Origin of the sequence: Nostoc sp. DedVER02 (genome assembly GCF_034530675.2) — a bacterium.
Classification (GTDB): domain Bacteria; phylum Cyanobacteriota; class Cyanobacteriia; order Cyanobacteriales; family Nostocaceae; genus Nostoc.
The window spans coordinates 21,926-35,119 of sequence record NZ_JAVRCP020000057.1; the positions used below are offsets into that span (position 1 = coordinate 21,926).

At 42.6% G+C, this 13,194-nt stretch carries 9 protein-coding genes; 2 read left to right on the forward strand and 7 right to left on the reverse strand.

Annotated features, from left to right (window positions below; translation table 11 throughout):
• The first annotated feature begins 22 nt into the window (after nt 1-22).
• Nucleotides 23-709 carry a PEP-CTERM sorting domain-containing protein gene (locus tag RMZ41_RS29920; RefSeq protein ID WP_322643677.1) on the forward strand — a complete coding sequence of 229 codons (687 nt, stop codon included), beginning with the start codon at nt 23-25 and terminating at the stop codon, nt 707-709.
• Nucleotides 710-790: 81 nt separating this feature from the next.
• On the opposite strand, the gene RMZ41_RS29925 is transcribed toward RMZ41_RS29920, so the two are convergent.
• From RMZ41_RS29925 to RMZ41_RS29950, 6 genes are all read right to left on the reverse strand, one after another.
• Complete coding sequence (locus tag RMZ41_RS29925; protein WP_322643676.1) at nt 791-2,308, reverse strand: trehalase family glycosidase; 1,518 nt, start codon at nt 2,306-2,308, stop codon at nt 791-793.
• Nucleotides 2,309-2,405: 97 nt separating this feature from the next.
• On the reverse strand, nt 2,406-5,204 hold the full coding sequence (treY, locus tag RMZ41_RS29930; protein ID WP_322643675.1) for a malto-oligosyltrehalose synthase: 2,799 nt from the start codon (nt 5,202-5,204) through the stop codon (nt 2,406-2,408).
• Nucleotides 5,205-5,692: 488 nt separating this feature from the next.
• The gene (gene treZ, locus RMZ41_RS29935) at nt 5,693-7,540 is read right to left on the reverse strand and encodes a malto-oligosyltrehalose trehalohydrolase (RefSeq protein WP_322643674.1); all 1,848 of its coding nucleotides are present in this window, start codon (nt 7,538-7,540) and stop codon (nt 5,693-5,695) included.
• A 161-nt stretch (nt 7,541-7,701) separates the two neighbouring features.
• Nucleotides 7,702-7,914 carry a hypothetical protein gene (locus RMZ41_RS29940; RefSeq protein ID WP_322643673.1) on the reverse strand — a complete coding sequence of 71 codons (213 nt, stop codon included), beginning with the start codon at nt 7,912-7,914 and terminating at the stop codon, nt 7,702-7,704.
• Nucleotides 7,892-8,299 carry a thiol-disulfide oxidoreductase DCC family protein gene (locus RMZ41_RS29945; protein WP_322643672.1) on the reverse strand — a complete coding sequence of 136 codons (408 nt, stop codon included), beginning with the start codon at nt 8,297-8,299 and terminating at the stop codon, nt 7,892-7,894. The genes RMZ41_RS29940 and RMZ41_RS29945 overlap by 23 nt, the downstream gene beginning before the upstream one ends.
• A 749-nt stretch (nt 8,300-9,048) precedes the next feature.
• Nucleotides 9,049-9,591 (reverse strand): hypothetical protein, encoded by a 543-nt coding sequence (locus RMZ41_RS29950; protein ID WP_322643671.1) that lies wholly within the window; start codon nt 9,589-9,591, stop codon nt 9,049-9,051.
• A gap of 268 nt (nt 9,592-9,859) precedes the next feature.
• Between RMZ41_RS29950 and RMZ41_RS29955 the strand changes: the two genes are divergently transcribed.
• Entirely contained in the window at nt 9,860-9,988 is a 129-nt protein-coding gene (locus RMZ41_RS29955; RefSeq protein WP_322643693.1) for a tetratricopeptide repeat protein, read from the forward strand.
• Nucleotides 9,989-10,038: 50 nt separating this feature from the next.
• Here the strand turns inward: RMZ41_RS29955 and RMZ41_RS29960 are convergent, their stop codons facing one another.
• Nucleotides 10,039-13,125, reverse strand: coding sequence for a TnsD family Tn7-like transposition protein (locus tag RMZ41_RS29960; protein ID WP_409876211.1), 3,087 nt, complete (start codon nt 13,123-13,125; stop codon nt 10,039-10,041).
• Between the last annotated feature and the right edge of the window lie 69 nt (nt 13,126-13,194).

Consider the following 13,194-nt stretch of genomic DNA (forward strand, 5'->3'; position numbering starts at 1 on the left):
GATACAAGGTTATTTATTTGACATGAAAGCTACTACCATTATTTCTCTGCTTTTAACTGGGATTGGAGCTACTGTTGTTGCAACCTCTGCACCAGCTTCGGCTACCACTTTTGGTTTTAACAATATTACAGGTGGAGATACTGTTGGTGATGCTTTTGCTCCCAATTTCTCATTTGATGTAACTGACAATGGAAGTGGTACAGTTTTATTCAAATTTTTAAATAATGCATCTTCAACTCAAGCTTTGAAACAGGTTGCTTTTAGCGTTGACAGTGCTGCATCTGGTATTTTGTCTAACATAGCGGTAAATGTAGGCAATTCTGGTACAGTTCTGTTTCAAAATAACGCTCAAAATTTATCGCAAAGTAACAATATTTCTGGATGGGATGGTACAACCTTTGGTGCAGATACAAAAGGTGGTAATAACAACGCAGTTCAATCTGGAGAATCTTTAGGTATTACATTTACTGGTAACTACAATACTGTTCTTTCAGCCATCAATGCTGGTACGTTGAAGGTAGGTATCCATGTAGGCAGTCTTCCAGGGGGTTATAGTGACAGCTATGTTAATAGTGTTCCAACTACCCCTCCCAGCAAATCAGTTCCTGAACCATCTACTTTGTTTGGCATAGGTTTAGTTTTTGGACTTGCTAGTTTGTCTAAAGCCAATAATGATAAAAAGTGGAAACAAAAACAATTCAATGCTTAATTATCAGTTTTGTTTTCTCTTTTATTAGTTTCTGAAAAGTGAGTAAAACGGGGCGTGAGATTATTTCTCACGCCTTTTTCTTTAAACTTTTTTCCCACGGGCTGCTAGGAGTTCTAGAATAACTCCGTTTGTCCAGCCGAAGCCAACTTCGTTAGAACTATATCCAAAGGAGATGTCGTCAGAAACGTTGGCAGAACAGCGTTCAACATCATATTTTTCAACGAGGGTGTTGTGACGCTCAAATTCTTTAACTACCATCGCTAAAAATTTGTTGGCAATGCGATCGCCTTCTGTATGAAACCCATAACGGTGAAGTCCTTGCACAGCAATTAATGTCAATGGTGCCCAACCAAAAGGTGCATCCCACTGGTTTCCGGTGATATGAGTACTGGTAAGAATTCCGCCTGGGGCTTCAAACAAAGAGAGATTTTCCGCGACGCGCTGGGCTTGGGCTTGAGAAGAAATTCCTAGCCACAGGGGATAGAATGTGGTGGCAAATTCGTAGCAACGGCGTTTTCCACTCTGGAAGTGATAGTCGCAATAGAGTCCTCGTTCTTCATTCCAGAGAAATTGATCGATCCGATCGCGCCGATATTCAGCGCGATCGCGCCATTGTTTTTCTAGTTGTTCGTTGCCCAAAATACTGTTAATTTGCGCCAAGTCTTGTTCTACCTGATATAGCAAACTGTTGAGGCACACAGGAGCATAGTGGAGGATATCAGCACAGAAGGGGCCAAATCGGTTGGTGATATCAAAACCGGACTCGCGCATGGTGCGATCGGCCTTGTAAAATAGGTGGGTCAGTTTGTCATTTTCCCGATCGTAGTAAAGATCGACATCGTAATCTTCAACCTCAAAAGTTTGGTAATATTCCTTGACGCGATCGTAATGGCTTTTTCCCTCCTCATCGCGCTCGGAAAACACAACTTCTGGCGCGGGGCCTTCCCCAAAGGCATAAAATCTGGATAAGCCGGTTCCGGGATTCAAATGGGGCGGTACTACCCAGTAATAGTAAAATTGTTCTAAAAGGGGGACGGTTGACCTCAACCACTCTTCATCCTGGGTATGCTGGAATAATGCTAAAACCATCATGCTGAGGACGGGGGGTTGCGATCGCGACAGCATATAAGTCCGGTTGGCATTGAGGATAGTGCCGTAATGCTTCACCTGGTACAATAATTGATCTACCTGATTTTGCGCTAAATCCCATTCTTGATCGTGCAACAGTCCCAGTAATATAAAGTAGCTGTCCCAGCCATACATTTCATTAAATCGACCACCTGGTACGATATAAGGGCCTGGTAAGTATAGTAAGCCATGCTGTTTAATCGCTTCGACTTCTGACGGCAAAGTGCGAATTTCTAGCTGTTGCATATCTTTGGAAGATAGCGATCGCTCTAACACTGTCTGAATGTTGGGACAATCTTCTAAGGGAGAAATGTAGACGATCCAAGGAGTATCGGTTTTGTGGTCTAGTTTGGTATCCTTGGCAGATTGTAATAAGTGTTCGTGCGATCGCGTTAAGGTTTTCCAGGTTTTTTTGATGTGGAGGCGCACGCTATCAATCTGCGTGGTGGTAAGTTGTGGGGGAGTTGTCATATTTAGAATTTTTTTAACGCAAAGGAACGCAAAGGGAAGCGCAGAGGAACGCTGAGGTTTTACAGGGTTCTCTCTGCGTGGGACAAGATTTTTGTTTTTACTGGGCAGTGCTAATTAAGAGGGCAACTGGGAAATGGGTAAGGGCTGAACCGATCGATAGGGTTTCTGTAGCTTGGATGGGTTGCTGAGTAAGGACGTTTGTCCAGGTGAGGGGAGTTCCAGGGGGGAGTTGTAGGTGCGTATCTTGCCAAACTGACTCACCCAAGGGGTTGTCTCCGGGTTGGATGAGGCTGGTTAAAAAGCGAGGCGCGATCGCGATTGCTGTTTGATTCCCTTCTCGCCGCGCAAAGGCGATAATGTGATTGGCATAAGTTCCCTGAACTTCTAAGGGCAGATAGTCGCCATCCTGGAATAATGAGACAAAGTTGGTTCTAGCTTGGAGTAATTGAGCCGTTAAAAACAGTTTGATTCTACCGTCTGTTTTGTCGTTCAATAACTCCTGAATCAAACCCAGAATGTCAGTTTTCACGTGTTCGCGGATGGCGCTTAAGTAAGTACGTCGCTGTTCAAAATCCACGGGACGGCGATTATCTGGATCGACTAGACTTAGTTCCCAAAGTTCTGTTCCTTGGTACAAGTCGGGTACGCCCGGTACGGTAATCTTCAGGAGAGTTTGAGAAAGGGAATTGAAAATACCATACTCTGCAATTCGCTGCTGAAAGGGACGGAAGGCTTTTAGAAATTCCCCAGAGATGGAAGGATCGAGTATCTTCTCAATAAACGAAGTACAGGCTTCTTCATACTGGCTATCAGGGCGCAACCAGGCTGTATGCACTTTCGCTTCTCGGATTGCTTTTATTATATAATCTTTTACCCGTTCCACGAAGGATGCATGTTCCTGTTCCACAAAGGGAAACGCCCCTACAAGAGTTTGATAGATAAAATACTCATCGTTGCGATCGGGCATAGCAAACCCGTGGCGATGACTGCGACTTCCTCGATTAATGGCACTCCAGGTATTTACCTGCTGATCCCAATCTTCGGGGATTTCTGACAACACATTCAACCTAGCCCGCACATCTTCGCCGCGTTTGGTGTCGTGGGTAGCTGTGGTGTTCATTGTATGAGGCCAAGTTGCTTGGTGCTGTTTGTTAAAGGCATGAAATTTGGCTAACTCTATACCAAAATGACCAGGATTTCCCCCGACTTCATTCAGCGACAGCAAGCGATTGTAAACATATAATGTGGTGTCTTCTACACCTTTCGCCATTAGCGGGCCGCTATATTGCTGCATTCGCAAGACAAAATATATCCACTGTTCGCGTTCTGTTTGAGTCAGAGAATTATCAAAATCTAGCACCATTAACTTTTCAATAAAGGTCAGTTCGTGCTGCAACAGGGGCGTTTGTTCTTTGGCTTGGTTAATTACTTCTTGAATGGTAGCGCGATCGCTCTCCTCAATTCCATCTGGTGTAATGTAAGTACGATAAATCGGAAACAGAGTTAAAACTTCAGCGATCGCTCTTTTCAAGCCATTGAGGGTAAAATCATTGCCATAGCGATATTTGCTAGAAATATTCTTTAACAAAAGAGCCAAATTGTCAATATCACCGGCTAAATTCTTTTCTAGAATCAAGTGTTTTTTATCCTTCACTACCGATGAATAATCTACTCTAGAACCAATAAAGTTCTGGTAAATTTTATCGAAAGATGATTCATTTTCAGTTTGACAAAATACACCATTTACATAGTTAAGAAAGTCATAACCAGATGTCCCTTCAATTTCCCAGTTTTCCGGCAGGTCTTCGGTGATTTCTAAAATCTTCTCGACTGTAATATAAACATCTCCCGTCTTTTCTCGCAGTCTTTGTAAATACTGGATTGGGTTATAGAGTCCATCAATATGGTCAATGCGTAAGCCTGTAAATTTGCCCTCTTCAACTAGCTTTTGAATGAAGCTGTGGGTATTATTAAAAACTCGTACTTCTTCAACTTTAACGGAAATTAGTTCGTTAACGGTAAAGAAACGGCGATAGTTCATTTCTTCCGCCCCAACTTTCCAGAAAGCGAGACGGTAAAATTGGTCATTTAGTAATTCATCTAGCAAGTTAAAACTATCGGAATTACCTGGTTCTCCGTTGAAGGTTTGGATATTTTCGTCAACGAACTCGCGGATGGCATCGTTTGTGGTGTAGAGTTCCCAAAGCAATCCTTTAATAAATGCGATTTGGTCTTGTCGCTGTTTTCCCGCAACTTCTGAGGGCACACTTTTGAGAATATACAAGATACCCAATAGCTTAATAAAATCTGGGTGATTGCGTCCGAGTGTGCGGGTGAGTTTCCCCAGATTATGGGTGATAAATTTTGTGTAAGATTCTAATCTTAGCGGCAGTTTTAAGCTGTAATAGTTTACGGTTAGACCGTTTTGTTCGTACTGTAATTGGATGTGTCCGTTTTCTAAGGATGCACCATAGAAATCTCCCAGCAAAGGAGCAAGAATTCGCTGTTGGCGATCGCCAAAGGGAGCATTCCAAGAAAGGTCGAAGTAGTCAGTATAGCTGGAATCTGGGCCGTGTTCCAATACGTCCATCAAGTAATCGTTTTCGCTGCTATAGGCCATGTGGTTTGGCACTATATCTTGTAACCAGCCCATACCAAGGGATTGAACTTCGCCAACTAATGCATCAAAGGATTCATTAGTTCCCAGTTCTGGGTTAAGTTGAGTGGCATCTACTATATCGTAGCCGTGGGTACTCCCAGAGCGGGCTTTGAAAATGGGGGATGCATACAAATCGGAAACACCTAAATCTGCTAGATAAGCTGCGATCGCTTTAGCGTTGTCAAAACCAAACTGGGGGGTAAACTGAATTCGATAAGTTGCGGTAGGAATTCGCATGAGTTTGTTGTGATGAGAGATGGGGGAATAAGTAGTAAAAGAGATGAGGGGTTTATATTATGTCGGCTTGAACCCGAAGAACCCCACCCCGCCAAAGCTGTGCTTTGTCTCCCCTCCCCGCAGGCGGGGAGGGGTTGGGGGTGGGGTTCTTTTTTAGGGGTAATTTGGCGGACATGATATTACTTAGGGAAATTTGAGCCTTTTTACTCGAAGGCTGGAGGTGGTTACTCGGACGTTGAACCTTTTTACTTGAACGTTGAGCCTTTTTACTCGAACGTTGAGCCTTTTTGCTTGAACGTTGAGCCTTTTTACTCGAACGTTGAGCCTTTTTGCTTGAACGTTAAGCCTTTTTACTCGAACGTTGAGCCTTTTTGCTTGGAACTTAAAGTTATGAGGCTGAAACTTGAAGTTTTAACAAAGAGGTAGGGGAAAAGTGTCCCCCCTGCTCCCTGCTTCCTGCTCCCTTGCCTCTTTCCCAACTCTCCCCCTTATCCTTTTTCATAGAGTACTAAACTAGTAGGTTGCAATTTCACTTCTTTTCCCGCAGACAGATGTTCATCTGCTTCTGAACCTGGGCCAGACCATGAGGTATCAGCAGAGTCTAACAATTTATTAGCATTGTGCTGAATTGGCAGAGTCGCTGTCACTGTAGACGAATTGAAATTCATCACAAATATTAGTTCACTTGATTCGCACCAACGACGCACAATAACTAACTTTTTGTCTTCATCGCTAGTCGCTTCGATGAAATTGCGGTCTTGATTTAAAAGGGCTGGATGCGTCTTGCGTAAATTAATTAACTGACGATACCAATTCCAGAGAACTTTGTGATTACCGTTATTACGTAATTCCCAATTTAGTTTAGACTTTAGGAAAGTTTCTGATGATTCGGGATCTGGGGGATCGTCTGCGTAGTGAAATGCTTCAAATTCTTGTTTGCGTCCGGCTCGAACTGCTTGAATTAAATCAGGATCGGAGTGACTGACAAAATAAATGAAGGGTGCAGTTTCACCATATTCTTCTCCCATGAACAACAGGGGTAAATTGGGTGAAAGCAGCACAGCGCCAGCAGCTAACTTCAATCCTTCAAAAGAGATCCTCTGAGTGAGGCGTTCTCCTTTCATTTGATTGCCGATTTGATCGTGATTTTGAATACAGACTGTAAACTGCGAGAAATTGCGATCGCGGCAAGAAATACCATGAAATCGCTTGCGATCGGGTGAGTACTTCCAATCGTAGACAAAAGTATCACTGTAAGCTTTTGCTAAATCAGCACATTGTCCAAAATCTTGATAATATCCTTGGCGATCGCCTGTCAACAGTGCGTGCAATGAATGGTGAAAATCATCACTCCATTGGGCATCAAGACCATATCCACCCAATTCTCGCGGACGGATGATTTGCGGATTATTCAAGTCACTTTCAGCAATTAAATGGCGTTTCCATTTTTGCCCTTGTTCTGAAAAATGATGAACTGCTTCCGCCAGTTCCCATAAAAAATGCTTTGCTCCCAAGTCGTAAATTGCTTGAATAGCATCAAGCCGCAATGCATCAATGTGGAACTCGCGCAACCAGTAAAGCGCATTTTCAATAAAATAATTTCGTACACCCTGGCTATGGGCATCGTCAAAATTCAGTGCTTCACCCCACGGCGTTTTATAGGTTTTAGTAAAGTAAGGCGCGAACTGACTCATATAATTGCCTTCTGGCCCAAAGTGGTTATACACCACATCCAACACCACAGCGATATTGTGTTGGTGGCAAGCATTCACCAGTTCCTTTAGTTCGGCTGGGCTACCGTAGGAATTTTGCACTGCATAAGGGTAAACGCCATCATAGCCCCAGTTGCGATATGCCAGAGACGCTTCAATATGGGTGTCTCCCGGAAACTGGGAAATGGGCATGATTTCAATCGCATTAATTCCCAGTTCCCTGAGTTCCGGTAGACGAGGAATAATTGCGGTGAAAGTTCCTTCAGGTGTGAATGTCCCAACATGGAGTTCGTAGAAAATCATCGACTCTACAGGAATACCAGTCCACCCTTCATCTGTCCACTCAAAATGTTGATCGACAATTTGAGACGGGCCATGCACTCCTTCCGGCTGATACTGCGACGCGGGATCGGCAAAAGCATCTTGGCCATTCAAGACATACCGATAAAGCGTGCCTGGATATACATCGTTGACTTTCGCGTGCCAGTATCCCTCAGACTGAGGCTTGAGGGGAATAACCTGCTCGTGCGGTGTCAAAGTTTTTACAGTGATGCTATCTAATAGCGGCGACCAAACTGTAAATTCACATTCTCCATTACCCAAGTAGTTAGCACCAATTCTCACGCAGTATCCCTCCCGCCAGATTCTATGTTTGTTGTGCCGAATTGTGGTGCGATCGCAATGTCATTGATTGCACAATGTTTACAAACACGCCAGATAGCATAATGGTTCCTCTACCAGACTTTTTGCTAGCACCTGGAGGCGGATTTTTATTAAAACAAATTCTATCTAATGATAAATTTAGTTACGAAGACGCGATAAATCATCACAAAGGCGCGATAAATCATCAAAAAGACGCGATAAATCATCAAAAAGACGCGATAAATCATCAAAAAGACGCGATAAATCGCCGTCTCTACAATAATCAGCCTTTTGTAGAGACGGCGATTTATCGCGTCTTCTGCTTGCCGGGGTTTAAATTGGCTTGCAGCTACCATCAACACAGTATGCCGACTCATAAGTATTAGAACGCTTACCAAATATGGTGTAGCGGTTATCGCGGATTTGTTCGTAAAAGCGATCGCCTGCCCATTTCATTCCCGGTAAGGCTCGATAAGCGTCTACAAATATACTTCCTGCTGGCAATAACCGCCCAATTTCTTCAGCAGCGTTACTACCTTGCCAACGTCTTTGGGGTTCATTAGCATCAATTAAAATCATCCCCTGTTCGCAGTCTTGGGCTGTAATTCCCCACCGTAAGAGTGTCTGCTCATCTTGCATGGGAGCGTAGCGAAATAAGTTTCCCTTATCTAAGGTTTCTAGCGATCGCACTAGGGTAACGCAGAGATTACAATTTCCGTCGTAGATTACGTAGTAGTTCATATAGGAATCCAGTTTGATTTAAAGAAAATATACGTAGGATGTGAGCGCAAAGAGTACGGCATCAAACTCGTGATCATAGTGCGTTACGAACTCCGTTCTAACACACGCTACAATACCTAATTTTGTTCAAAAATCAAATAGTAATCCCATAGAAATAATTATTCATTCTAGCAATTCGAGCGTAGACACAGCCTGCAAAAGTGTCATGTATTTGGATAATCCTCTAAAAGAAAAAAACTGATTGCAAGCGATGCCTACGCCTACACTCTTACTAATGGTGTCATAAGTATTTTTATTTTATAACAGTTAGTAAAGGACTTTACGAATCAATAAAGAACTTTATTGTTTGCGTACAAACCTGTACAACGAGAATATAGTTGGATACTCAGAGTGGCTAAAAGCCTTGATTTTCCGTTTGATATCGAACAGGTTTGAAAAAATAAAGTTGGAAACTCTAATCCAATTTGTCTTCTATCTGGCCTTCGCTGCAAATAATAAAGTTGGAAACTGTCACATAAGTATAAGTACTCACCTGTGTTAGGCAATTGAGCTTTTGCTGAGAAGATAAAGCGCGATCGCGCTTACTGTATATCTACAATAGAAAATTCCTTGCCATCACTATCATCTGATTCAAATTCTCAAAGCTCACCAGTTGAACAATTCAATATCTTGGCAATCTCGTTCAACTGTTCTGGTGTTAATCTTGGCATTTAGTCAAACTTACCAAGTCTGTACAATTGAAAACCAACCTAATTTTTTATATTTGCTGAATTAACTGCGGCTTTTTTGAGTCTTTCTATCCGGCGTTGGAGAGCATCTGCATGTCCTAAATCTCCAAGGAAAATATAGCCTACTCTTGCTTGGCTATAATATTCCAACGCTTGCTTAGGGTAGTTAATAGCTGCATATATTTGCCCTAAACTATACTGAGCTAGTGTCCAATCTTCCATATCTTCTAATCCCTGAACTGAGTCGATCGCTTCTTTGAGAAAGCTTTTGAGGGCTTCTTGTCCAGCTTTTGTCAGTGCGCCGCCTGCTACTAAAAGGGTGAGGACACTTTGAGCGCTAACTGTAAAGGCTCCAAAGGAATTGGGGCCACCTGTGAGGAAGCGAGGGGCAATATCACCCATTAAGCCCAGAGAAATAGTAAGTAAGGTAACGGAAGTAGCACTCCATAGGTAATCGAGACGATTGCTCCACGGTGTTGTTGGAGCTTTGAGAAACCACCACCAATAGGTTTCTTTGGGGCTAAAGCTGGCTCGCCAATTATCAGATTGGGTAAAAGGTGCCATCGCTCCTGCTTGTTTTCTCAAGCTTTCATCAAGTTGGCTCAGTTCTTCTAAGCTTTTGCCAGAGGGAGGAGCTAATTCTGTGGAGGTTTTGATGATTTCTAGTACACCTTGACAGTTACTTAATCTCTACTCAGCACAAGCACAGACCAGCCAAGACCGGAAATTAGAAGCAGACAAACTTTTACAGCAAGGATTTCAACAGTTTAATACAAGTCAATTTGAGGCAGCACTCCTATCCTGGCAACAAGCGCTCAAACTTTATTAACAAATCAAAGACTGCCAAAGTGAGGCTAAGGCTCTAGGCAGTCTGGGGCTTGCTTACTCTAATTTGGGAAACTATGGCAAAGCCATTGAGTATCAACAGCAATGGTTAGATATAGCCATTAGCGATCGCTAATTCATCAGAACCGAATTCAGTTTATATAATCAGGTTTTGTTGTTGAATAGTTAAGGCAGGAGAAGTGAGCCTAAAGCTTCTAAAGCAGTTGCGATCGCTTCCTTAACCAATGGCAATTCTGTTGTTTTTGGACGCAAACTTGCACGACGTACTAGTTCCCATCTTTGTGGACACAAGTTTTCTTGGCGAAAGCAGTCTGCTGCCCACTGAACTTTTCTCACAGCAAACTCTTCTCTAGTTTCGCTCAGTTCTTCCACCACATTTGCGGTCATTGGTAGGTTATTGAGGTGTTTCTTGATCCAAGCACTAGCAGGATAATTGAGTGAATTAGCGATCGTTGTCCGAGTAACCCAAATAATTGGATTGACATTCTCCTTTAAGCGCTGTGTTACAACTTTAACAGCTTCCATCGTTGCAGTATCTCGGCTAGCCCAATCCACACTTGAGGTACCATTTTTAGCTTGAGGTGGTGGCAGATGCTCATTGAGCCACCCTTTATCATAGTTATACAGTTGTGCATAAACTGTTGGTATTTGACTTCGCAGTTGAGTGCGTCCTACTCCAGGATTATGTGCTATTTCTTCCAACCATAGGTTTCTGTAAGACTCCAGCACTTCTGGAGAAAGGATACGTGGACCTACAAAGCGAGGCTGGAGAGATGCACATAGTTCAGTTGCTCTAGCTCTAGAGTTAGGTCGAGGAAAAGTAAGTTTCAGCAAAGCTGCTTGGCGCAGAATAGTTTTGACTGTAACTCCCAGACGGTTTTTTAGATCCTTGAGGGTGAGAGACGGGTCCTTCCAAAGAGTTTTTAGGGATTTTTCCCAAAAAATTCCGTAAACCTTGACTCTACAAAATTGGAAGCGTTCTTCTGGTGATTTATCGGGACCTATCCTGAAGTAAGCAAAACCGCAGGTGCAAGCAAAATTACCTGTTGGTCTGTGATTCTCTTGGTTGTATGTAATATGACATTTACTGATTACAGACTTGGTGAAGTTTTTACAAACAGGGTTTAGGCAAGGCCAGGGACCATCACCAAAGGGTTTAGGTGCTTCTTTTAGCTCAAAAAATTCTTTTGCTGTGAATCCCAAGAAATTAATAAGCAGTAGATGGCGTAGTGGATTGTGAACTCTTCTAGGAAAGCGCACAAGCTCACAGAGCCAGTTATCACGACTCTGCTCGTTAACTTGGCATTGAAGAATTTCTAAAACTTCAGCAGGATAGTAATTTTTGAAGTTTTTCAACAATTCCTGAACCCGAATTCTGCCTGCGTAAGTGACCAACTCTGAATTATTCATTACCAATGATCGGTAATTAAGATACAAAAACTCTAAACCAGGAACAGATTGGCAATCATTGAGCAGCCATTCCACTTCACTAGCAATCTTTAACAGAAATTTGTGACAAATATTTGAAAGGTCTATTTCACGGGGAGATAGATTAGCGGTTATGCGTTCTGCGGAAATAAATTCATAGAGCCTTCTGCGATTATGAGTCTGTAAAGTACTTTGCTCTAGAAACACTTGGTGAGTGGGACAAACTTCGACACCTGTTACTTGATGAAGACGATGCCAGTAAGATTCGCCAAACTGCTCTCTATCCTTTTGTATACAGATTGGACAGAAACGGAGATAAGCAGGTGTCTCGATAGAGCCAGCAACAATTCCTAAACGCGTATGAATTTTTGAACCATTATCACCGCGCATATCCTCGGTAACTAGCTGAAGCCTATCCGGTGGAAGAAAAGGTCTATAAAAAGGCAGCAATGTATAGTTGTCAATTAAATATTCAACTGTATAACGATGTCCAGCAGGTAAGCTTGCAATAAGTTTATCTAGCCGACTTGGTAAATCAAAGATTGCGATCGCGTTTTTAGTTTGGAATAAATCACGAATAGTTGATCTCTGACTAGGATACTGAACTCGATCATGAAATCTAGCGCAAATGCTGTAAAACAATTCATCTGGGTAAGAATCAGGAAAACAACCAAGCATTACGTCTTTTTCTTCTAGCAAATTTTCTAAAATAGAAGCTTCGGAAGGCGGGGTAGATGTAGTTATCAAAGTATCTGGAGAATTCAAATATTCCATAGCAGTATCAATTGCGTTCTGCACTTTAGGCACTGATAAGAATCTTGATCCCTCTAAACCTGCTTTACGCAAGAACTGCCATTGTTTTAGGTGTATCCCGTCTTTATGGAAGCGTTCAGCAGCCCAGTAGATTTTACGAATAGTAAAGTCCTCTATTGTCTCAGCTACCTCAGCCAGTGCTTTAGCTGTTAACGGTAGCTTATCGATTTGCTTAGTAATTCGTGCTCTTTGACCAAGCTTTTTACCAATTTCTTCTACACTTACCCTTACGGGTTTTCCAGGAGAGTTTTTTAGGCTCAAGCCTGAGAGTCTTACTGCATCGGCTAGTTGAACGTCACGACTCTCCCAATCCACCCTGGGCATTGGCTTTACTCTTAATTGAGTAGGCGGCAGATGATTCTCTAGCCATTTAGCATCATTTCTGTATAACCAACTATGAATGCGCCGAAATCTTTGTGCTAAAGTTGTGTTTCCCAGTTCAGGGTTTTGTTTTATAACTGACAGCCATTCCTGCCGATAAGATTCCAAGGTCTCTATTGCTACAATCTGAGAATCTCTTTGTCGAGGTGGTGTTAAGGCTCCTTGAATTGAACGACCGCCTGGTCTAGGAAAGATCAGATTTAAACGAGCAGCTTGACGCTTGATGGTCGTGTAATGAACCCCAAGTCGTTGTCCAATCTCTGATAGTTTAAGTGTTGAGTCTTGCCATAGTTCTGTCAAAACTGCATCCCATACAAGTCCATAGGACTGTACTGTTGTAGCTTGAAATTTATCCTTAGGTGATGAATCAGGGCCCGTTCGGGAGTAAACAAATCCACAGATACAACTAAATATGCCTATAGGTTTGCTATTGTTTCCATTACGCTCTACACAACACTCCTTTATTTTTGCTTGTTTAAAATGGTCACTAGCAGGGTTAAGACAAGGCCAAGGTCCTTTTCCAAAGGGTTTGTATTCAATAGACTGAAGTTTGAAAAAATCTTCGGCTCGATATCCTAGAAAGTTCATCACTAGTAAATGTTGCAAAGGATGGTGTGATATTGGGAGCATCCAGTTTTGGAAGATTTACCATTTATGGGAAAATGTAAAGGGAAAGAACCCTGTGCGATCGCTGACAAT